Genomic DNA, 22775 nt, shown 5'->3' with positions numbered 1-22775 from the left:
TTAGCGACGCTTATGCAAAATCGACACCGGTAGTCATCCTCACACAACCCCATAAGATTTGTGCCTTTGAACGCCCTGCACAGCAAGGCGTTTTATTTTTGTAAAGAATCTCTGATACAGTATTACGATTTCCAAAATCGGGACTGAACCATGCACGGAACCGCGGAGAACGTTGAAAAGATCCTTGGCAACATCCAGCTGCCGGCCTGTCCTGCGATCATGCAGGACATCATGGCGGAAGCGCGCAAGGACGAACCGGATTTCAATCTCATCTCCAGGATGGTCGGCAACGATCCCGGTCTCTCGGCCGCCGTGCTGAAGCTGGCCAATTCACCCGCCTTCAGGCGCAACAGCAGCATCAGCTCCATCCCGCAGGCAGTCTCGGTACTCGGCTTGAAAAAGATCATGCTGGCGGTGAATGCCTTGTACCTGCGCAACAGCGTCAGCGCCACCGATCCGGACGTCCGGGCATTCCTGGAAAAGTTCTGGGACAAATCCAACTGCACGGCCGAGGCCGCCTCGATGCTGGCCAAGGCGCTGCCCGGCATTTCGAGCGAGGATGCCTACACCGTCGGCCTGTTCCACGACAGCGGGGTGCCGCTATTGATGCAGCGTTTTCCCGATCATCCATTCGACGACGCCTTGCACGAAGGCGATTGGGAAAGCATCCACCGCAAGGAAGAAGCCATGCTCAGCACCAATCACGCGGTGGTGGGCAACATGCTGGCGCGCAACTGGGGCTTGCCTGCGGACATCTGCCAGACCATCCTGCATCACCACGACCTGAGCATCTTCACCGATCTTTCGCATCAAGCCTCCAACATGGTGCGCAGCTTCATTGCGGTATTGCTCCTGGCCGAGCACATGGCCAGCGTCTATATGGGATTTGAAGAGGAAGGCACGATGGGGCAACTGCCTGCCCACGCCCATGCCCTCAACCACATCGGCATGGAGCCCGACGAATTCCACGAGACAGCACTGGATATCCTCGGCGAGATGCGGCAGTACCGGAACTGACATTCCCCTTCGCCATTCCCGTCGTTGCAAGCAGACTTCTTGCGGGCAGGCGGCGTGACATGGCAGCACTGCTGTAGCACAGGATAATTCAGCGTGCCCTTGGTATGATGCACGAATGACAACCACATCCGCCCCCATTCATCGTCTGGCATTGCGCGTGCGCGAGATCGCGCAGCTGTTCAATTCAATGGACCCGACACCGTTCCTGAACAAAGACCTCGACCCCCAGGCGAATGAATTCATCGAATCCTGGGCATCGAGTCATTCGCTCAACAGCCGCTTCCACCTCACCATCCACATCGAACACTGGCCGGAGCAGGGCGATCCGACCGAGATGCTGACCAGCGCGATCCACAACCACTTCCTGTACCAGGCCGAACGTACCCGCCGCAGGCTGCATCAAGTGCTGAAGCAAGGCCGCATCAGCATGGCGATCGGCATCATCTTCGTCTCCAGCTGCCTGATCGCAGCCGATTTCATCGGCGACCTCGGCCCCAACGCCGGCTATCGCATCGCCCGCGAAAGCCTGACCATCGTCGGCTGGGTCGCCATGTGGCGGCCGATGCAGATATTCCTTTACGACTGGTGGCCTATCCTGCGCAAGATACGCCTGTACCAGAAACTGGGCAGCGCGCATGTGCAGGTGGTACCGGGCAAGTGAGGGCAGGGGGCTGAGCGGAAAAGGATTCCGAGCCTGCTCCTTCAGACGACGATGCCATGAATGTTGATGGAGCAAAGGAGGCCGAGCATGAAAACACTATTGATCACCGGCGCCAACCGCGGCATCGGGTTGGAATTCTGCAAGCAATATGCAGCCGATGGCTGGCGCGTGCTGGCCTGCTGCCGTGATCCCGGCAAGGCGGATGAGCTCAACAGACTGGCGGCCCGCCATCCCGACCTGATCAAACTCCACGCCCTCGATATCACCAACCATGCGCAGATCGAACAGCTGGCGAAGACGCTCTCCGGAGAATCTATCGACCTGCTGCTCAACAATGCCGGCATCTATCCGGCGGCGGACAAACACGGCTTTGGCCATACCGATTATGCGGAATGGATGGCTGCCTTCAACATCAACACCATGGCCCCGCTCAAGATGGTCGAAACGTTCGTCGAGCAGATCGCGCGCAGCAAACTCAAGCTCATCGTCACCATCACCAGCCAGATGGGCAGCATGGACGATAACAGCAGCGGTGGCAGTTACCTGTATCGCAGCAGCAAGGCCGCCGCCAACATGGTGGTGAAAAGTCTCTCCGTCGACCTGAAAGCACAGGGCATCACCTCGGTGGCCTTCAACCCCGGCTGGGTCAAGACCGACATGGGCGGCCCCAATGCCATGATTGAAGTCGAGCAAAGCGTGGCCGACATGCGCAAAGTGATAGCCGGTCTCACCCTGGCGGACTCGGGCAAATTCATCGGCAATGACGGGGTGGTGATTCCCTGGTGACTTATCTTGCCGGATCGCATGATATGGACTAAGATTAGTCCACTTAGTCCATGCGAGGTATATCATGTCAACCGTCAACATCCATGAAGCCAAGACCCAGTTTTCGCGTATTGTCGAGCAGGCGGAGGCGGGAGAGGAGATCGTGATCGCGCGTGCCGGAAAGCCGGTGGCACGCCTGGTGTCCCTCGCCTCTGCGCCAAAGTCTCGCAAGCTGGGGCTGGGCAAGAAACGTTTCACTTTCCCGTCAAGCTTCGACAACCTGAATGCAGGTGAAATAACCGACATGTTCGAGCAGGGCAAGTAATGGCCCGGCACGTGTACCTGCTGGATACGAATGTACTACTGGCAACGTTGCTTGCCCCCGAACGCTTGCCGCAAGAAGTCGTTGCGGGGGTATCCGATTCATCCAACACCGTCTATTTCAGCTCGGCCAGCATTTGGGAGATCGCAATCAAGCGCTCCCTGAACCGCGCGGATTTCGATTTTTCTCCAGAGGATATTCACCGCCTTGCGCTGGACACTGGGTTCACCGAATTGACGCTGAAAGGTGAGGATTGCTATTCCCTGGTGGATTTGCCCTGGCATCACCGTGACCCGTTTGATCGCTTGCTGATCGCGCAGGCGCAATCGTTACCGGCCTATCTACTCACCACCGATGGCGTGCTAAGCCAATACTCTGAACTGGTCGTGCATCTGACGTTGAGGCCATGATTGATCTGAGGTGGAGCCAGATCAACACGCAGTTGCCTAAGATTGCGCTCCCTGTTAATTCCTTATTTTCATAAACATTCAGGAAGTTCAGGAATTGCCACGAGACCATTAAAAGACTATATTCGGTTCGAGTAATTCAAGGGATTAAATCATGCGCTCAACCAACATCAAACCCATCAGCTATCTCAAGGCCAACGCCGCCGAAGTGCTGCAAGAACTGGCCGAAAAGCGCGAGCCCTACCTGATCACCCAGAACGGCGAAGCCAAAGCCGTCATCCAAGACATCGCCTCATACGAAAACACCCAGGAAACGCTGGCCCTGCTCAAGATACTGGCACTGGGCAACCAGGAGATCGAAGCAGGCAAAGTCACCCCGGTGGCCGAGGTCGCACGTCGTCTTAGAGCCAAGAAAACCGCCGCCGCATGAGCTTCAAAGTCCTGCTCACCCAAGGCGCAGAGCGCGACCTGGAAAGCATCTACGACTACATCGCCGAGCACGACAGCCAGAAGAACGCAGACCATGTGCTGGATAAATTGCTGGAAGTCGTGGCGACACTGTCCGCATTCCCCGAACGCGGCACCCACCCAAAAGAACTGATCGCACTGGGCATCCGCGAATATCGCCAAGTCCACTTCAAACCCTGGCGCCTCATCTATCGGGTGACCGGCAAACAGGTATTCATCTACATCATCGCAGACGGACGACGTGACATGCAGGCATTGTTGTCGCGCAGGATGCTTGGTGTATAGCTAAACTGAAGTACCTGATGGTCTTGGTGAAGGTCTATATCTTTTGGCATATGGGCGAGAAGGGACTTTGCTGCTAGGCTTCGGGGTGGTGGGGTGAGGCCGAAAAGTATTCCGATGCTGACCCCGTTTCGCTATTCACGAGTGACAGGAGGGAAGGCTGGCGCGGATTCTACCTTGCCCGGGGGCAAATCGTCTTTACCGCCTTATCGCCTCCCAGAGTGGGAGCGCTCCTTGTCCGCTTTAGGTAAACTGGGCTCCTCTTTTTCAGGACAAGTTCCAATGAAAAACACTCACCCTCTGCAAGGCAATGAAGCGGCAGAACGCATTGTTCGATATTTCCAGGCCAATGGCTTCGCCGGCATAACCGAGGCGCTCATTATCCGGATAAGCCTGAAAGCCGGTCACAGAGAGGAAATTGAGTCGGCATTCGAAACGGCGCATGAACAGGAGATCACCCCGCCTGTGCAGCAGTATTTCGAGATACAAACCTTCGGGCATTTCTCGGATTTTCGCAGCCTCGCCGCAGCGAAATCAGCCATTCAAACCGATTTTACCGAAGCCCTGCGCATGGAGGTTCCACGGGTGTTCTTCGATCCGGCCCCCGTCGTGATCGATGATGCGATGGCGACTGGCACCAAGTACGATGTGCTGATGAAGATCACGGACAACGTCGACGGATACGCGATCGGCATCCTCCTGAATGATCCGGACACTTCGTTCCTCGAATATATCGGAACTCATCGCGGAAACGATTGGCAACAGATCATGGGTAACCTGGAAATCACGGCAGCATCCCTGGCTTCTGAAATCAAGCTCTGAATTACCTCGACAAACATCTCGTTCCGATAAGTTAAACCCCCTGAAGATGCCCGTCATTACTGGCCTGCAGGCCTGCAATGTATATCGCAATAGTCAGGCAAAATCAAAACGGCGCGGCTAGGACCGAAGCAAAAAGGTCTATACCTTTTGGCATATGGTCTGGAAGGGGCTTTGCTGATAATCTTCGGCGCGTTGGATGGTCGGGTGAGTTGAAAAGTATTGCGAACCCGACCCTTTAATTTGCTCTCAATCTGGGCCTTCTTAATTTAACTGGAATTTTTTATGGCAAAAAATCATTCACCAGTCTCAGATTCTCAATTGGACCTAGATGCAGTAGATGATTTGCTTGTGTTATGCGAAGAAGTGACTCGCGCCACACCTGAAGGTGCTCGTCGGTTCATTGAACCAGCGCCAGGTGTTTTATCGCGAGCAAAATCAAATCAGCACCATATTGTTTTTGGGCGACGCGGGTCGGGAAAATCAAGCTTGTTGAGAAAATCAGCGGCAGATCTAACCATTGATCGACGTCCGATAGCTTTTGTAGATATGGAGACATTCAAAGGTCATTCTTACCCTGATGTACTCATCAGTGTTCTAATTAAAAGCCTTTATGAATTTAAGAATTGGTTAGATAGTGCAGCTACAGCACCTGCTAGTAAAAAAACCTTCTGGAAAAGATTATTTGATGCCATTCCCAAGAGGCCGCCATTTAATAAAACACACACAGCAAGTTTGTCGGACGAACTTGACACGCTCATCAAGGATTTGGAGCATCAACTAAGGGAGCCGGAATCAAGCGAGAAGCAGACCAAACAGACTCGAGCAGATGAACAAACTGCCGGAGGGGAATTGGCAGTTGATGGAGGGGTGCCTGGTACAACCGTCAAAAGTAAGGTGAGTGCTGGGATCAAAGCTGCGAACTCAACCGAAGAGCAATCAAAATATATTTCCCACAAGGTTGAGTACCTGCACCAGAACATTCTTCGCTTCCAAAGTTTCTTTAGTAGCTTATCCAAACTCTCTGATGGTGCATCGTTTTTAATTCTGGATGATCTTTATCACATTCGTAAATCAGACCAAGCGAAGGTTATCGATTATTTTCATCGAGTCGCAAAGGGAAATAATTTGTGGTTGAAGGTGGGGACAATCAAGCATCGTAGCCAGTGGTATCAGCATTCAGACCCACCTATTGGCATGAAGCTAGGTGACGATGCAAAAGAAATTAACCTAGATATCTCTCTTGAGAAATTTGGAACCCTACGTGACTTTCTAAAAAAGATTCTAATGAATCTAATGGCGGAAACACCGCCTTTGACAGTAAAAGGGCTGTTAAATCCAACCGCTATTGATAGATTAACAATAGCGTCGGGCGGCGTAACAAGAGATTTTATTGGCATATTTGCATGTGCCATTGCGCATGCTAAAAATCGAGACGCTGAACACCATCGGGGCCCAAAAGTTGGAGCAGAGGATGTAAACCTCGCAACAGGTGATTACGCACCACTGAAGCAAGAAGAATTCAAGCTGGATACAGATGCGGAGCGTGAGGAATTGGAGGCTGCCTTTGCATCGCTTGTTGCATTTTGCACAGAGGATTCGAAATGCAATGTGTTCTTGATTCCGCAAAAGCTTGCCGGACCGGTCAGAGAAGCAATTGATCAACTCATCGATTTGCGGTTGATACACCCAGTAAAGTCAAGAGTGACCTTGAAAAGAGGTGCTGCTGGTGAATTGTTTGAAGCCTATATGTTGGATTTAAGTCAGTACACAGCATCAAGAAAGGTGCATGAATTTCAAATTGTTGATCTTAGCGCTACTGACAAAGATGAATCAATTCGTAAAGCTTCTTTAGTGTATTCCGGCAGTTGATACCTAACGACAGATTGATTAACGCTGTCATGTTCGAATGGAATTAAACGTGCAAGTATGGCGGTAGTATTTTTTCATTGAAATTGTTTCAGTAATCAATCCAAATAGGCATAATCCGCACCCCGTAAAAATCACCCATAGACCTCTCTCCGCAGAGGTCTATTTATTAACTCAGTAGATCAATCCATGCTTCCATCCATCGAACAACGCCTAGCCGCCGAGATCGCGGCCAAACCTGCTCAAATCGCTGCTGCCATTGCCCTGCTGGACGAGGGGGCAACCGTGCCTTTTATCTCGCGCTATCGCAAAGAGGCGACCGGCGGGCTGGACGATACGCAGCTGCGTTTGCTGGAAGAGCGGCTGCGTTATCTGCGCGAGCTGGAAGAGCGCCGCGCGGCCATCATTGCCTCGATCACCGAGCAGGGCAAGATGACGCCGGAGTTGCTGAAAGCGGTGTCGCTCGCTACTGACAAGACGCATCTGGAAGATTTGTATCTGCCCTACAAGCCCAAGCGCCGCACCAAGGCGCAGATCGCGCTGGAGGCGGGGCTTGAGCCGTTGGCGAACGACTTGCTGGCGAATCCGACGCTGAATCCGGAAGAGGAGGCGGCCAAGTATCTGCGTGAACCATTCACCAGCGAGGCGGGCGATGCCAACCCCGGCGTGGCGGATACCAAGGCGGCGCTGGATGGTACACGGCAGATCCTGATGGAGCGCTTCGCCGAGGATGCGGGTTTGCTGCAATCGCTGCGCGAATATGTGCAAGAGCACGGCGTGGTGCAATCGAAAGTCATCGAGGGCAAGAACGACGCGGCGGAGAAGTATGCCGACTATTTCGATTATTCCGAATCCATCAACACCATTCCTTCGCACCGCGCGCTGGCGGTGTTCCGCGGCCGCCGCGAAGAGATGCTGAATGTCGAACTGCGCCTGGATAGCGAAGCAGAAAAACCCACCTGGGCCTCGCCGCACAACCCGTGCGAGATGCGCATCGCCGCACGTTTCAACATCAAGGACATGAACCGGCCCGCCGACCGCTGGCTGATGGACACCGTGCGCTGGACCTGGCGCGTGAAGATGTTCATGCATCTGGAAACCGAATTGATGGGCGCGCTGCGCGGCAAGGCCGAGACCGAGGCCATCAACGTGTTCGCCCGCAACCTGAAGGCGCTGCTGCTGGCGGCACCGGCCGGGCCGCGCGTGACCATGGGGCTGGACCCCGGCCTGCGCACCGGCGTGAAGGTGGCGGTGGTGGACGAGACCGGCAAGGTGGTGGCGACCGATACCATCTATCCGCACCAGCCACGCAACGAGTGGAACGTCTCGCTGGCGATACTGGCGGCATTGGTGAAGAAGCACAAGGTGGAGCTCATCGCCATCGGCAATGGAACGGCATCGCGCGAGACAGACAGGTTGGCGCATGACTTGATCAAGTTTTGCGGGAGCGCCGATGCTCCGTCAGGTCGTCATTCCGGCGAAGGCCGGAATCCAGCCAATAAGACGGGCGGCGCAGCAGACAACACCAATGATGTCGTCACCCTTGCGGGAGGATCTGTTGATCAACTGGATTCCGGCCTTCGCCGGAATGACGGTGGTTTGAAATTGACCAGCATCGTCGTTTCCGAAGCGGGCGCGTCGGTGTATTCCGCGTCCGAGTTCGCTTCGCGCGAATTGCCGGAGCTGGATGTAAGTTTGCGCGGTGCGGTGTCCATCGCGCGCCGCCTGCAGGACCCGCTGGCCGAGCTGGTGAAGATCGATCCCAAATCCATCGGCGTGGGCCAATACCAGCACGACGTGAGCCAGGTGCAGCTGGCACGCTCGCTCGATGCGGTAGTGGAAGACTGCGTGAACGCGGTGGGCGTGGACGTGAACACGGCCTCGGTGCCTTTGCTGGCGCGCGTCTCGGGCCTGACCAGCAGCGTGGCGCAGGCCATCGTGAACCATCGCGACCTCAAGGGCAAATTCAACAGCCGCGCCGAACTGCGAGAAGTGCCGCGCCTGGGCGACAAGACCTTCGAGCAGGCGGCTGGCTTCCTGCGCATCATGGGCGGCAACGATCCGCTCGATGCCTCGGCGGTGCACCCCGAATCGTATCCGCTGGTGCAGCGCATCCTTGAGGACATCAAGCAGGACATCAAGGGCGTGATCGGCAACAGCAGCCTGCTGAAATCGCTCAATCCGTCGAAGTATGCGAACGAACAGTTCGGCGTGCCGACCATCACCGACATCCTGAAGGAGCTGGACAAGCCGGGTCGCGACCCGCGCCCCGAGTTCACCACGGCGACATTCAAGGAAGGTGTGGAAGACCTGAAGGACTTGGAGCCCGGCATGATCCTCGAAGGGGTGGTGACCAACGTGGCGGCGTTCGGGGCGTTCGTGGACATCGGCGTGCACCAGGACGGGCTGGTGCATATCTCGGCGCTGGCCGACAAGTTCGTGAAAGACCCGCACACCGTGGTGAAGGCGGGACAGGTGGTGAAGGTGAAGGTGCTGGAGGTGGACGTGAAGCGCAAGCGCATTGCGCTCACCATGCGCCTGACCGACACGCCGGGGCAGGCGGGCGGCAAGCCCGAAGGTCAGCGTCCGCAGCGCGACGAACGCGGGCAGGGCAGGCCTGCGGGTGGCAAGCCGAACCGCGCTCCGGCGAACGAGCCGGTGAGTGCGATGGCCGCGGCGTTCATGAAACTGAAAAAGTAGCCGGACGGGCTGGCGGTCTTACTGGTTGAGCGACCTGGTGATCTTCTTGAAGCCGAGCGTCGATACCTTGTTGATGTCCAGGTATTCGCCGGTGACGTCGAGTTCCGCGACCACGCCGTTGTCGCGGCACCATTTGACCCAGGCGGACTGGCCGATGCGCGAATTGCCGGGCAGGCCCACCAGTTTGTAGAGCGTGCCGCTGCGCGTCTTGGCCGTCATGGTATCGAGGCTGAATTCGATGATCGCGCTGGAGGCGCGCCCCTGGTTGTTCGTTGCGTCGTGCCCCCAGGCATGGCGGGTGCAGGTGCCATCCTGCGTGGTGACCTCCATCACGCGCCAACGGCGCAACGAGATTTGATTCCGGTCATCCTGGATTTCGTTGAGTTGCATCACTTATCCCGATATGTCCATTGAGCGGTTTTTCCTCGCGGCCTGACAGGCTGCCGAACCGGCGCAGCGCACGATACCCATATCGTCGAATATGGTCAATGCGCATTGCCGACGCGCGGGTAAAACGGCAAGGCGGTCAGGCCGAATTGAAGCCGAGCAGCTTGATCAGGCTGCGTTTCGCGGTGACCGAGACGGGGCGGTTGTCGTCACTGACCACCTTGTTGCGCCCGCTCTCCTTGGCCAGGTACAGGGCCTCGTCGGCCGCGGCCAGCAGCCGCTGCGCCAGCGTCCGGTCGTCGCCTTCCTGCTGGTCGGTGACCTGGGCGACACCGATCGAGATGGTCACCTTCAGTTCGTTGTCGGCGTCGATCCGGCAGGGCTGCGCGTCCACCGTGCGGCGGATGCGTTCGGCGATCTCGCAGGCATGGCGCAATCCGGTGTGCGGCAACAGCACGACGAATTCCTCGCCGCCATAGCGGGACAGCACATCGTTGCTGCGCAGCTGGGCCTTGATCAGCCCGGTCACATGACACAGCACCCGGTCGCCGGTGCCGTGGCCATGGCTGTCGTTGATGCGCTTGAAGCGGTCGATATCCAGGAACATGCAGGAGAGCGGAGTGTGATGGCGGCGCACGTTCTCCGCCTCTTCCTGGCAGCGCGTCTCCAGGTAGCGCCGGTTGAAGATGCCGGTCAGCGGGTCGGTCAGGCCGACCAGCTTGAGCCGTTCGTGGTTGAGCGAATTCTCCAGGCAGATCGAGAAGATGTTGGCCAGCCGCTCGATGAAATCGGTGCTGCTGTCGGCGGTGAAACGTTCGGCCCTGCTGCTCGCCATGTTCAGGCTGCCGATCGGTTCGCCCTGCCGCATCAGCGGCAGCAGGATCATCGAGCGGCAATCGGCCGGCCACGGGTCGAAGATGGCGCGCGGCAACTCGGCATCGAAGGGCCCCAGGTAGGGATAGCGCCGCGCATCGTCCGCATCGAGCTTTTCCAGCAACACCAGGCCGGGCATCTCGGCGCCGCCCGCTTGTGACCTCTCCAGGATGCGCCTGATCTCGTGTTCCGGATCGCACAGCACCAGGGTGATCGCATCGGTCTCGCAGGCGGTCTTGTAATCGTCGAGGATCACCTGGATGAGTTCGGGCAGGGTGCGGGTGCCGATCAGCTGCTTCTCGAACTGGTCGAGGCGGCGCCATTTCTTCTCGTTCAGGCGTGCCTCGTCCATCAGCGACTGGAGCTGTTTGCGCAGGATCTTGATTTCGGCGTGAGGATCGATGCTCATGGAGGCGATGCGATTTGGGCTGGCGTTCCGAATCAGGCAAGGCTCAATTCTAGGCGCAAACGCCAAACCTGTCGCGCTTTCGCCACGCTTTCCCGGCCTATACTCATAATGGTTTTGTGACTTTCATCACGGCCGGGTCGTCTTCGCTGCTCTTGATGGCGAAGCCGAGGCGGGTCATCAGTTTCAGCATGCGGTGGTTGTTGTTCAGCACTTCGCCCTCGATGGTGGACAAGCCCTTGGAGCGCGCGGCCTCCATCAGCGAGACCATCAGCTTCTGCCCCAGTCCCTTGCCGGCCATGTTATCCGCGATCACCAGCGCGAATTCGCAGGTGTTGCCGTCCGGGTTGATCGCGTAGCGGGCGACGCCGATCTCCACTTCGACGCCGGCCTCGTCGACGACGGCGATCAGCGCCATCTCGCGGCTGTAATCGAGCTGGGTCAGCCGCGCCAGCATGTCCTCGGTCAACTCCTGCACGCTGTTCATGAAACGGAAATATTTCGATTCCTCGGACAGGTCGTGCACGAAGCGCTTGACCAGCGCGGCGTCCTCCGGACGGATGGGGCGGATGGTGATGTCGGTGCCGTCGGCCAGTTGCCATTGGCTGACCAGGTGGGTGGGGTAGGGATAGATCGCCATGTGCGCATAGCGGTCGGCGCTGGGCTGGCGGTATTCCACGACCACGCGCGCATCCGCCGCCAGTGCGCCTTTCTCGTCGAGGATCAGCGGATTGATGTCCATCTCGCGCAGCAGCGGCAGTTCGCACACCATCTCCGACACGCGCAGCAGCACGTCTTCCAGCGCATCGATATTGGCGGGCAGCATGTTGCGGAAGTCGCCCAGCATCCTGGAGATGTGGGTGCTCTGGATCAGGTCCTTGACCAGGAAACGGTTCAGCGGCGGCAGGGCGACCGCGCGGTCGCCCATGATCTCGACCGTGGTGCCGCCCGCACCGAAGGTGATCACCGGGCCGAAGATCGGATCGGTGGTAACGCCGATCATCAGTTCGCGGCCGTTCGGCTTGACCACCATCGGCTCGATGGAGATGCCGTCCATCTTGGCGTTGGGCCGGTTGTGCTGCACGTTGTCGAGGATGTGCTGGTAGGCGGCACGCACCTCGTGCGCATTCTCCAGGTTGAGCACGACGCCGCCGGAATCGGACTTGTGCGTGATGTCGGGCGAGTTGATCTTCATCGCCACGGGGAATCCGAGCTGTTGCGCGATCAGCAGCGCCTCGCCGGGCGAGTGCGCGACCATGGTACGGGCGACCGGGATGTTGAAGGCGGCGAGCAGCGCCTTCGATTCCATCTCGTTCAGCACCTTGCGGTGTTCCAGCATCGCGCCTTCGATGATCAGGCGCGCGCTTTCCACATCCGGCTCGATGTGGTGGGAGAGCGGGCCGGGCATCTGCATCAGCAGCTTCTGGTTATGGTAGTAAGCATACAGGTGCGAGAACACCTCGACCGCCGGTTCCGGCGTGCGGAAGTGGGGACGGTGCGCCAGGGTGAATGCCTTGCGCGATTCCAGCACCTGCGTCTCGCCCATCCAGCAGGTCAGCAGCGGCTTGTTGTGGGTGTCGGTGTTGGCCAGGTCGATCAGCACCTGCGCCGATTCCAGCGGCTTGGTCATCGCCTGCGGGGTGAGGATGACCAGCACGCCATCGACATTCTCGTCGTCCAGGCAGGCCTTCACGGCGTGGTAATAGCGGTCCGCCTGCGCGTCGCCGATGATGTCCACGGGATTGCAGTGCGGCCAGTTCGACGGCAGATGCTGGTTGAGGTATTCGACGGTGCTGTCGGACAGCGTGGCCATGGACAGTCCGAGGTCGGCGGCGCGGTCCGCGGCCATCACGGCTGGCCCGCCGCCGTTGGTGACGATGGCGAGCCGGTTGCCCACCGGACGGAAGCCGCAGGACAGCGCGCGGGCGGCGGTGAACAGCTGCGTGACGGTCTGCACGCGCACCACGCCGACACGGCGGATGGCGGCGTCGAACACGTCGTCGGAGCCGACCAGCGAGGCGGTGTGCGACATGGCGGCCTTGGAGCCGGCAGGATGGCGGCCGACCTTGACCAGGATCACCGGCTTGATGCGTGCGGCGGCGCGCAGGGCGCTCATGAAGCTGCGCGCATTGCGGATGCCTTCGATGTACATCAGGATGCTGTGGGTATTGGGGTCGGACACCATGTAATCGAGGATCTCGCCGAAATCCACGTCGGTGGAGGACCCCATCGATACGACGCTGGAGAAGCCGACATCGTTGAGGGTCGCCCAGTCCAGGATGGCCGTGCAGAGAGCGCCGGATTGCGAGATGAGCGCGATGTTGCCGATGTTCGCGCTACCCTTGTTGAACGTGGCGTTGAGGCCGATGGAGGGGCGCATGATGCCAAGGCAGTTGGGACCGATCAGGCGGATGTTGTAGCGCTGTGCGGTCTCCAGCAGCTGGCGTTCCAAAGCTGCGCCCTCCGGGCCGATCTCGCCGAAGCCGGCGGTGATGATGACCGCCGCCTTCACGCCGTGCAGGCCGCAGTCCTCGATGATGCGGGGGACGCTGGCAGGCGGCGTGGCGATCACCACCAGTTCTACCGGCTGCGCGATCTCGCCGATGGAGGCGTAGGCGCGTTGTCCTTGCACTTCGGGGTGTTTCGAGTTGATCGGATACAGCGCACCCTTGAAACCGCCCTGCAGCATGTTCTGGAACACGATCTGGCCGACCGAATCCGGCCGGTCGCTGGCGCCGAAGACGGCGACGGATTTCGGCGCGAACAGGGGGTTGAGATAATGCTTGCCCATGATTTTTCACCTTGGGTGATGGATTCGTTGGGTATGATAGCACCGTGGCATTACAGATCAGATGACATGCAGACCGCATACATTACTCATTCGCTCTGCCTCAAGCACGACATGGGTTCCCACCATCCGGAAAGCCCGGCACGCATCCATGCGATCGAAGACCAGCTGATTGCTTCGGGGCTGTTCGGTTATCTGCAGCATCACGAGGCGCCGGAGGCGACGCGCGAACAGCTGCTGCGCGTGCACGACGCCGGCTACCTTGATGCCATCGCCGCCATGGCGCCGCAACAGGGCAGGGTGGATCTCGACGGCGACACCTCGATGAACCCGTTCACTTATCCGGCGGCCCTGCGCGCTGCCGGAGCCGCCGTGATGGGCGTCGATCTGGTGATGGCGGGCAAGGTGGAGAACGCCTTCTGCAACATCCGCCCGCCCGGGCATCATGCCGAGCGGGACCGGGCGATGGGGTTCTGCATCTTCAACAACATCGCGGTGGCGGCGGCGCATGCCCTGGCGGCGCATGGCCTGAGCCGGGTGGCCATCGCGGATTTCGATGTGCATCACGGCAACGGCACCGAACACACGTTCCACGAAGACCCGCGCGTGATGCTGTGCTCGACTTTCCAGCATCCGTTCTACCCGTATTGCGGCGCGGACAGCGGCAACGACCACATCGTCAACGTGCCGCTGGCCGCGGGTTCGGGCAGCCGGGAATTTCGCGATGCGGTAACAGGCTTGTGGCTGCCGGCGCTGGAACGATTCCAGCCGGAGCTGTTGCTGATCTCGGCCGGTTTCGATGCGCACCGGGAGGACGACATGGCCATGCTGAAACTGGTGGATGCGGATTACGGCTGGGTGACCGAGCAATTGAAGAAGTTGGCCGAGAAACATTGCCGCGGGCGCATCGTCTCGATGCTGGAAGGCGGCTACGAACTGCATGCGCTCGGGCGTAGCGCCATGACCCACATCAAGGTGCTGAGCGGACTGTAACGGGAAAGATCATCGACATGGATCAACGGCAATTTGATTACATCATCATCGGTGCGGGCAGCGCCGGCTGTCTGCTGGCGAAACGGCTGACCGAGGACCCGGCGGTCAGGGTCCTGCTGCTGGAAGCGGGCGGGCAGGACGACTATCTCTGGATCCATGTCCCGGTCGGCTATCTGTATTGCATCGACAACCCGCGGACCGATTGGCGTTTCCGGACGGAAAAGGAGCCCGGCCTGAACGGACGCTCGCTGATCTATCCGCGCGGCAAGGTGATGGGCGGTTCCTCGTCGATCAACGGCATGATCTACATGCGCGGACAGGACGCCGACTACGCGCGCTGGGTGGATGCGACCGGCGATTCCGCCTGGTCGTGGCCGGAGGCGCTCAGGCGCTACAAGAAGTTCGAGGATTATCACGGCGGCGACAACGAATGGCACCGGCAGGGCGGCGAATGGCGCGTCGAAAGGCAGCGCCTGAAGTGGGATATCCTGGAAGTGTTCAGGCAGGCTTCGCAGGAAGCGGGCATCCCGTTTTCGGACGACTTCAATCGCGGCGACAATTTCGGCGTGGGCTATTTCGATGTGAATCAGCGTGCGGGCTGGCGCCTGAATGCGTCGCGCGCCTTCCTGAAGGAGGCCGCGCAAAGACCCAACCTGACGCTGCGCACCGACGCCCAGGTCAGGCAGTTGAGCATCGATCCGGCGAGCAGACGCTGCCTCGGTGTCGAATACCTACAGGGTGGCAGCGTCCATTCGGCGGAGGCACGCAGGGAAGTGTTGCTGACCGCCGGCTCGATCGGCAGCGTGCAGATCCTGGAACGCTCGGGCATCGGCTCCGGGCAACGTCTGAACCGGCTGGGCATCAAGGTGCACAGCGATCTGCCCGGCGTCGGCGAGAACCTGCAGGATCATCTGCAACTGCGCATGATCTATCGCGTCAACGGCATCGCCACGCTGAACACCCGCGCCAACTCATGGTGGGGGAAAGCCATGATCGGGCTGGAGTACCTGCTGAAGCGTTCCGGCCCGATGGCGATGGCGCCGTCGCAACTGGGCGCGTTCGCGTTCAGCTCGCCGGACCAGGCGCGGGCCAACGTGGAGTATCACGTGCAGCCGCTGTCGCTGGAAAGGTTCGGCGAACCGCTGCACAGTTTCAACGCGTTCACGGCCAGCGTCTGCAACCTGCGCCCCACCTCGCGCGGCAGCGTGCATATCACCTCGCCCGAGGTGGATGCCGCACCCGAGATCAAGCCGAATTACCTGTCCACCGAGGAAGACTGCCGGGTCGCCGCCGATTCGCTGCGACTGACCCGGCGGATCCTGGCCAGTCCGGCCTTCAAGCCGTATGCGCCGGAAGAATACAAACCCGGCAACGAGCATCAAACCGAGCAGCAGCTGGTCAAGGCGGCTGGGGATATCGGCACCACGATCTTCCACCCCGTCGGCACCTGCAAGATGGGGCGCGCAGATGACCCGACGGCGGTGCTGGATCCGGAATTGCGCGTCAGGGGTATCGACGGTTTGCGCGTCGTCGATGCTTCGGCGATGCCGTACATCGTTTCGGGGAACACCGCGGCGCCGACCATGATGATCGCCGAGCGAGTGGCGGAACTGCTGCAGGCCAAGGCGTGATGCACTGGCACGAGCCCGCCTAAGTAAGCTCTGATTAAGTTTCGACTCGTCATTCCGGCGCAGGCCGGAATCCAGTTCTTTCAATAAGCTGGACACCGGCCTGCGCCGGTGTGACGACTTGATCTGAACTTCCCTTATTCACTACTGGCAGTATGACTTCTCGCATTCGGCCTGACGTCACGCCGAAATTTCGGGGTATGATTTGACGCATCCATTCCTGTTTCCAGAGAGGTAGTGCTCATGTCACACGCGATTCGTATCCATCAGACCGGCGGTCCGGAAGTGTTGCAGTGGGAGCAGGCCGATGTCGGCGCTCCCGGCCCCGGCCAGGTCAAACTGAAACAGACAGCAGTCGGGCTGAATTTCATCGATGTCTATCACCGCACCGGACTCTATCCCTTGCCGCTGCCGTTCGTGCCGGGCATGGAAGGTGCCGGGGTCGTCGAGGCGGTCGGCGACGGCGTCACGCACCTCACAGTCGGAGACCGGGTCGCCTATGCATCGGTGATCGGCGCTTATGCCGAGAGCCGGCTCATCCCGGCAGACAGGCTGGTCAAGCTGCCGGCCAGCATCGACGACCGCACAGCGGCAGCGATGATGCTGCAAGGCATGACTGCACGCTATCTGATCCGCGACATCTACAAGGTCGGGCCGGGCGACACCATCCTGATACACGCTGCCGCTGGTGGCGTCGGGCTGATCGTCTGCCAATGGGCCGCCGCCCTGGGGGCAACCGTGATCGGTACCGTGTCCAGCGACGAGAAGGCCGCCCTTGCCAAGGCCAACGGCTGCCACCATCCCATCGTCTATACCCGCGAGGATTTCCAGGCACGGTTGCTGGAGATCACCGGCGGCAAGAAACTGCCGGTGGTCTACGATTCGGTCGGCAAGGACACTTTCATGAAGTCGCTCGACTGCCTGCAGCCGCGGGGCCTGATGGTGCTGTTCGGCGCTTCGTCGGGCGCGGTGCCGCCGTTCGACCTGTCCGTGTTGTCGCAAAAAGGCTCGCTCATGATCACCCGGCCGACACTTGCCACCTTCGTGGCGACCCGGCCCTTGCTGGAGGAGAATGCGGCCGACCTGTTCGATGTGGTCGGCTCGGGCAAGGTCAAGATCTACGTCAACCAGACCTATGCGTTGAAGGATGCGGCACAGGCGCATCGCGACCTGGAAGCGCGCAAGACCACGGGCTCGACCGTACTGACGGTCTGAGCTGACCGCACGCCGCGCCGATGTCCACTTCCGCCAGCTGGTTCTACTGGGCGCTCATGTCGGCGGTGTTCGCTGCGCTCACCGCCATCTTTGCCAAGATCGGCATCAGGGGCGTCGATTCCGATCTGGCCACGCTGGTCCGGACCGCGATCATTGTCGTCGTGCTCTCGGCTTTCATCTGGTTCACCGGGAAATGGAGCAACCCGTTCGCCCTGTCTTCCCGGACCTGGCTGTTTCTTGCGCTCTCTGCGCTGGCTACGGGCGCTTCGTGGGTCTGCTACTTCCGCGCATTGCAGATCGGCGATGCATCCAAGGTCGCCCCGGTCGACAAGTTGAGCCTGGTGCTGGTGGCCATCTTCGCCGTCGCTTTCCTGGGCGAGCGGCCGTCGTTGCGCGAGTGGGCCGGCATTGCGATGGTTGCCGGCGGGGTGCTGGTCCTGGCGCTATAGTTGGCAGGAGGAACACATCATGCAAGACATCGATAAAATTGTGTGCGGCAGCCGGATATTGCTGGCTGGCCTGATCGCTCTGGGTTGCCGGCTGGCTGTGGCGGCGGAAGATCCGGTGACCCCGGAACAGGTGGTCGGCGCCATCGAGAACACGTTCGGGGTGACGCCCGGCGAACGTCGCAACCATACCAAGGGCACCTGCGCGACAGGGGAATTCGTCGGCATGCCTGAAGCTGCGGCGTATTCGCGCTCGCCGCTGTTTTCCGGGAAGCGGATCCCGGTCGTCGCGCGCTTCTCGCTCGCGGGCGGAAACCCGAAAGCGCCGGACACCGCCAGGAGCCCGCGCGGGATGGCACTGGAGTTCGCGCTGCCCGACGGCAGCCTGCAGCACATGACGATGCTGAACATACCGGTTTTCGGCGCCATGCGGCCGCGCACCTTTCTCGACCTGATGGTCGCCTCCAGGCCGGACCCGGCGACCGGCAAGCCCGATCCTGAAAAGATCAAGGCTTTCAAGGCCACTCATCCGGACAGTCGGGCGCAATCCGAGTTCATGGCGCAGAACAACCCGCCGGCCAGTTATGCGAGCAGCGCCTACTATGGCATCCACACCTTCAAATTCATCGATGGCGGAAACAGGACCACCCTGGTGCGCTGGCGTTTCGTGCCGCAGGATGGCGAGAAGCGGCTGACGGATGAAGAGCTGAAATCCTTGCCCGCGAATTTCCTCGAGCAACGACTGATCGAGCGGGCCGGAACGGGGCCAGTGCGCTGGGATATGATGGTCAGCATCGGCGAAGCGGGCGATCCGGAAAACGATCCCACGCTGGCGTGGCCGGCGGCACGGAAGCAGGTCAGGGCAGGTACGCTGACCATCACCGCCGCGATGCCGCAGAAAGGCGCCGCATGCGAACCGGTCAATTTCGATCCCCTGGTAATGGGAGACGGCATCGCGCCGACCGGCGATCCGATATTGCTGTTCCGTTCCCCCGCTTATGCGCTATCGTTCGCCCGGCGGCTCGGCGGAATTTGAGTGCGCGTTCGTGTAGTGGATTAGATTCGTTTCCGGACAAGACCAAGGGGCAAGGCAGTGGGCGATTCACTTGAGAATCTGCGGCATGAACTGGAAGTTTCCCGGCATGCACTGGCTGAAGCCGAGGAGCGCTATGCCCGCCTGAATGCCGAGGGCTTGGCTGCTGCGGATGAATTCGAGAATGCCCGCAAGCAGATCGAGCGCGTGAAGCAGGAATGGATGGCTGCGCTCGACGTGGTGGAAGCGCCGATTTTCCTGCATGACAGGGATTTCCATGTCCTGCGCTGCAACCGCGCCTATCAACAATGCGCCGGGCTTCCTTACTCGGAGATCATCGGCCGGCGCTATTTCGAGGTGTTCCCCAAGACTCATGCGCCGCTGCGCAACTGCTTGCAGTCGCTGGAAAAGAAAATTGAAGCGGGCCATGAGGAAGAGGTGGAATTCGGCGATCAGGTCTTCCGTTCACGCGCCTATACCGTGAACGACGAGCTGGGTGCCTATCTCTATTCCGTGCACATTCTGGAAGACGTCACCGAACGCCGTCAGGCCGCCGAGGCCTTGGCCGCGAACGAGAAGAAGTTTCGCGAACTCGTCGAATCCTTGTCTGACTGGGTCTGGGAAGTGGACGAGCAGGGCAGATACACCTATTGCAGCCCCAGGGTGAAAGATATGCTCGGCTACGACCCTGAAGAACTGCTCGGAAAATCGCCATTCGACCTGATGCCGTCGGCCGAAGCGGCAAAAGTGAGGGACATCTTTGCCAGCCACATCGCGGCAAGAAAACCCTTGAAATGTCTGGAGAACACCAATCGCCACAAGAACGGGCATCTGCTCGTGCTGGAAACCAGCGGCACCCCGATCTTCGATGCCGATGGAAAATTCAAGGGTTACCGGGGCATCGATCGCGACATCACCGACCGCAAGAGGCTGGAGCAGGAACTGGAATACCAGGCGCATACCGACGTGCTGACCGGACTGCATAACCGGCGCCATTTTTTCGAACTGGCGGAACAGGAACTCGCACGTTCCAAACGCTATGGCAAGCAGCTTTCGCTGCTGATGCTGGATGTAGACCAGTTCAAGATACTGAACGATACCTATGGCCACCATGTCGGGGACCTGGTGCTGCAGAAGCTAAGCCAGATTTGTGCCCAGACCCTGCGCGAGATCGACATTGCGGGGCGCATCGGCGGGGAGGAGTTCGCCATCCTGCTGCCGGAAACCAGGTCCGATCATGCACAGGAGGTGGCGGAGCGGCTGAGGGTGGCCATCGCAGGTGCAACGGTGCCGCAGGAAAGTGGCGGCTTTCCGGTACAATTCACGGTTTCGATCGGGGTCACCAGCCTGGTCGCTGCGGATACCCAGATAGACGAGATGTTGCGGCGCGCCGATGTGGCCCTGTATGTCGCCAAGGAAGCCGGACGAAACAGGGTATGCACCGAAGAAGTCGCTTGAGACGATAAGCCAGAAAACTAAAGAAATCCGCAGAGTGGCCGTAAGTTACAAGAGACCACGGGATTCTCGGGTACAGCTGAAAAATCAAACAAGCTGGCCAAAAACAATAAAAACAGGAGCGGGGGAATGAAAAAGAATTTGCCTGTCACGCAGATCGAGAAGCTGTTCTCACAAGATATACGCATAGTCTCGAAAACCGACCTTAAGGGGCTCATCACTTATGTGAATGACGACTTTATCGAGGTCAGCGGTTTTACCAGGGAGGAGTTGGTCGGGAAGAACCACAACGTGGTGCGCCATCCCGACATGCCGCCCCAGGCATTCAAATGGTTATGGGACACCATCAAACAAGACCTGCCGTGGCGGGGCATCGTCAAGAACCGCTGCAAGAATGGCGACCATTACTGGGTAAAGGCGCTGGTGTCTCCCATCAAGAGCGATGGAAAGGTGGTCGGGTATCTCTCGGTCAGAAGCGTTCCCTCCAGAAATGAAGTCGCCGCGGCAGATGCCCTGTACAAGCAGCTCAATGCGTCGGGCGCGCCGATCGCCTCCAGATTCGATCGTTTCAGGTTCAGGAACCTTTCCCTGAACCTCAAGCTTCAGCTGCTCATTCAACCGGTATTGTTCTTCTTGCTTGCAGGTGCGACGTACAGTCTGTATGAGCAGATGAAGACGAGCGTGCTCAATACGGCGCAGCAGCGTGCCGAGGCAACCGCCATGCAGGTGATCGACACCGCCAACATGCTGATGGTCACCGGGATGATCTCCGACCAGGATAACCGGAAGCTGATGATCAAGAAGATCATCGAAGGCCAGCAGCTGAAATCGTTGCGTTTGATGCGAACCCAGCAAGTGGTGGATCAGTTTGGTCCGGGGCTGCCAGAAGAGCACCTCGACGATCCGCTGGTGAAGGAAGTGATCGAAACATCGGTCAAGCAGGGAAAAACCGTTCCCTACTTCAAGCAGTTCCAGGCGGACGGGAAGTTCCTGTTCAGGGCGATCACCCCCTACATCGAATCGCATTCGTTTCACGGCACCGACTGCCTGAGTTGCCACAATGTCGCGGAAGGCAGTTCGAATGGCGCATCCGATATCACGCTGGACCTGACCGACGATTTCGGCCACCTGCACAATCTGCTGTTCATCCTGATCGCATCGCAGATCGGCTTGCAGTTGCTGGTCTTCGTGATCCTGCGGGGCAGCTTCAGGCGATATGTGGAGAAGCCGCTGGTCGGAATGGAAAAGCAGTTCGAGGATGTCATTGAGGGCAACCTGGCTGGCGATATCGACATTTCCGGACGGGATGAAACCGGGCGGCTGTATTGCAAGTTGCAGATCATGCAATCGCAGATCCAGGTGATGCTGGACGAGATGGCGCTGGCCTCGTCCATCATCATGGAGCGCAGTGCCGAACTGGATGGGAAGGTGGTTCAAGTCGCCGAACATTCCAGCAACCAGAGAAACGGCATCCAGCAGATCACGAGCACCATGGAGAACTTCAGCCAGTCTGTATCCCAGGTTGCCCAGGATGCCAATGATTCTGCAGGAGCAGCCCAGAGTTCCCAGGCGATGATCGAGGAGAGCAACAAGCGGATGGAGAAGGCCATCGCCTCGACCACCAAGGTGGTGCAGGCGGTGAAGACCTCCAGCAATACTATCGACGAGCTCAAGGCGGCCATCCAGAAGATCGGCGATATCAGCAAAGTCATCAAGGAGATCGCAGACCAGACCAACCTGCTGGCCCTGAATGCGGCGATCGAGGCCGCTCGTGCGGGCGAACAGGGCAGGGGGTTCGCAGTGGTGGCTGACGAGGTGCGGAAGCTGGCTGAACGGACCGGCTCAAGTACCACGGATATTGCCAATATGGTGGAGAACATCCATGCCGTGAGTCAGAGCGCGGTTGCTTCGATGCATCAGGCGATACAGGAGGTCGAGGAGGAGGCGGTGATCGTCCAGGAGAACGGGGATATCCTGAAAAAGATCATGGAATCGGGCCGGCAGGTAACGGAAAATGCCCGGCGTATCGCCAGTGTCTCGGAGGATCAGTCGCACGCCAGCAAAGATGTGTCCCATAACCTTGAACATATCTCCGGGCTGGTGGAGAGCAATGCCGATATTGCGGATGCGGCAAAGCAGGCTTCGCAGGCGCTGATCAAATCTGCTACCGAGCTGCAGGCCATGATCGAATTGCTCAACCGCAAGAACTGACCGGCCCGCTGCAGATATCCGCGGTAGGTT

The 22775-nt window shown here is 59.1% G+C and carries 20 protein-coding genes; 17 read left to right on the top strand and 3 right to left on the bottom strand.

Annotated elements, in window-relative coordinates:
* The first annotated feature begins 150 nt into the window (after positions 1-150).
* The 10 genes from L6418_RS06895 to L6418_RS06850 all read left to right on the top strand — a co-directional run bounded on the left by L6418_RS06895 (position 151) and on the right by L6418_RS06850 (position 9310).
* Complete coding sequence (locus tag L6418_RS06895; protein WP_237246188.1) at positions 151-1017, top strand: HDOD domain-containing protein; 867 nt, start codon at positions 151-153, stop codon at positions 1015-1017.
* Positions 1018-1132: 115 nt separating this feature from the next.
* A complete protein-coding gene (locus L6418_RS06890; RefSeq protein ID WP_237246187.1) occupies positions 1133-1678 on the top strand; it encodes a hypothetical protein in 546 nt (181 codons plus the stop codon).
* An 87-nt stretch (positions 1679-1765) separates the two neighbouring features.
* Positions 1766-2464, top strand: a complete 699-nt coding sequence (locus L6418_RS06885) for an SDR family oxidoreductase (RefSeq protein WP_237246186.1) — start codon at positions 1766-1768, stop codon at positions 2462-2464.
* Positions 2465-2528: 64 nt separating this feature from the next.
* On the top strand, positions 2529-2768 hold the full coding sequence (locus tag L6418_RS06880) for a type II toxin-antitoxin system Phd/YefM family antitoxin (RefSeq protein ID WP_237246185.1): 240 nt from the start codon (positions 2529-2531) through the stop codon (positions 2766-2768).
* Positions 2768-3175: a type II toxin-antitoxin system VapC family toxin gene (locus L6418_RS06875; protein WP_237246184.1), complete on the top strand. Its 408-nt coding sequence runs from the start codon at positions 2768-2770 to the stop codon at positions 3173-3175. The genes L6418_RS06880 and L6418_RS06875 overlap by 1 nt, the downstream gene beginning before the upstream one ends.
* Positions 3176-3326: 151 nt before the next feature.
* Positions 3327-3602 carry a type II toxin-antitoxin system Phd/YefM family antitoxin gene (locus tag L6418_RS06870; protein WP_237246183.1) on the top strand — a complete coding sequence of 92 codons (276 nt, stop codon included), beginning with the start codon at positions 3327-3329 and terminating at the stop codon, positions 3600-3602.
* Positions 3599-3925: a type II toxin-antitoxin system RelE/ParE family toxin gene (locus L6418_RS06865; protein WP_237246182.1), complete on the top strand. Its 327-nt coding sequence runs from the start codon at positions 3599-3601 to the stop codon at positions 3923-3925. Before L6418_RS06870 ends, L6418_RS06865 begins: the two co-directional genes overlap by 4 nt.
* A gap of 279 nt (positions 3926-4204) precedes the next feature.
* A complete protein-coding gene (locus L6418_RS06860) occupies positions 4205-4744 on the top strand; it encodes a hypothetical protein (RefSeq protein ID WP_237246181.1) in 540 nt (179 codons plus the stop codon).
* A 282-nt stretch (positions 4745-5026) separates the two neighbouring features.
* Positions 5027-6613 carry a hypothetical protein gene (locus tag L6418_RS06855; protein ID WP_237246180.1) on the top strand — a complete coding sequence of 529 codons (1587 nt, stop codon included), beginning with the start codon at positions 5027-5029 and terminating at the stop codon, positions 6611-6613.
* Positions 6614-6799: 186 nt separating this feature from the next.
* Positions 6800-9310: a Tex family protein gene (locus L6418_RS06850; protein ID WP_237246179.1), complete on the top strand. Its 2511-nt coding sequence runs from the start codon at positions 6800-6802 to the stop codon at positions 9308-9310.
* 18 nt (positions 9311-9328) lie between these two features.
* Here L6418_RS06850 and L6418_RS06845 read toward each other — a convergent pair whose 3' ends face one another.
* The 3 genes from L6418_RS06845 to L6418_RS06835 form a co-directional block, all read right to left on the bottom strand.
* Positions 9329-9700 (bottom strand): hypothetical protein, encoded by a 372-nt coding sequence (locus tag L6418_RS06845; protein WP_237246178.1) that lies wholly within the window; start codon positions 9698-9700, stop codon positions 9329-9331.
* Between the two features lie 136 nt (positions 9701-9836).
* Complete coding sequence (locus L6418_RS06840) at positions 9837-10979, bottom strand: DUF484 family protein (RefSeq protein WP_237246177.1); 1143 nt, start codon at positions 10977-10979, stop codon at positions 9837-9839.
* A gap of 103 nt (positions 10980-11082) precedes the next feature.
* A complete protein-coding gene (locus tag L6418_RS06835; RefSeq protein ID WP_237246176.1) occupies positions 11083-13767 on the bottom strand; it encodes a bifunctional acetate--CoA ligase family protein/GNAT family N-acetyltransferase in 2685 nt (894 codons plus the stop codon).
* A gap of 66 nt (positions 13768-13833) precedes the next feature.
* Between L6418_RS06835 and L6418_RS06830 the strand changes: the two genes are divergently transcribed.
* The 7 genes from L6418_RS06830 to L6418_RS06800 all read left to right on the top strand — a co-directional run bounded on the left by L6418_RS06830 (position 13834) and on the right by L6418_RS06800 (position 22745).
* On the top strand, positions 13834-14757 hold the full coding sequence (locus L6418_RS06830) for a histone deacetylase family protein (protein WP_237246175.1): 924 nt from the start codon (positions 13834-13836) through the stop codon (positions 14755-14757).
* A gap of 17 nt (positions 14758-14774) precedes the next feature.
* Complete coding sequence (locus tag L6418_RS06825; RefSeq protein WP_237246174.1) at positions 14775-16388, top strand: GMC family oxidoreductase; 1614 nt, start codon at positions 14775-14777, stop codon at positions 16386-16388.
* Positions 16389-16628: 240 nt separating this feature from the next.
* Positions 16629-17600: a quinone oxidoreductase gene (locus L6418_RS06820; protein ID WP_237246173.1), complete on the top strand. Its 972-nt coding sequence runs from the start codon at positions 16629-16631 to the stop codon at positions 17598-17600.
* A 20-nt stretch (positions 17601-17620) separates the two neighbouring features.
* Positions 17621-18049 (top strand): EamA family transporter, encoded by a 429-nt coding sequence (locus L6418_RS06815; protein WP_237246172.1) that lies wholly within the window; start codon positions 17621-17623, stop codon positions 18047-18049.
* A 19-nt stretch (positions 18050-18068) separates the two neighbouring features.
* Positions 18069-19082 (top strand): catalase family peroxidase, encoded by a 1014-nt coding sequence (locus L6418_RS06810; protein WP_237246171.1) that lies wholly within the window; start codon positions 18069-18071, stop codon positions 19080-19082.
* Between the two features lie 57 nt (positions 19083-19139).
* Positions 19140-20537: a sensor domain-containing diguanylate cyclase gene (locus L6418_RS06805; protein WP_237246170.1), complete on the top strand. Its 1398-nt coding sequence runs from the start codon at positions 19140-19142 to the stop codon at positions 20535-20537.
* 126 nt (positions 20538-20663) lie between these two features.
* Positions 20664-22745, top strand: coding sequence for a PAS domain-containing methyl-accepting chemotaxis protein (locus L6418_RS06800; protein WP_237246169.1), 2082 nt, complete (start codon positions 20664-20666; stop codon positions 22743-22745).
* The last annotated feature ends 30 nt before the right edge of the window (positions 22746-22775 follow it).

The organism is Sideroxyarcus emersonii, assembly GCF_021654335.1.
GTDB lineage: Bacteria > Pseudomonadota > Gammaproteobacteria > Burkholderiales > Gallionellaceae > Sideroxyarcus > Sideroxyarcus emersonii.
Note: the sequence above shows the minus strand (reverse complement) of the source record. Positions and strands in the feature narration are given on the sequence as shown.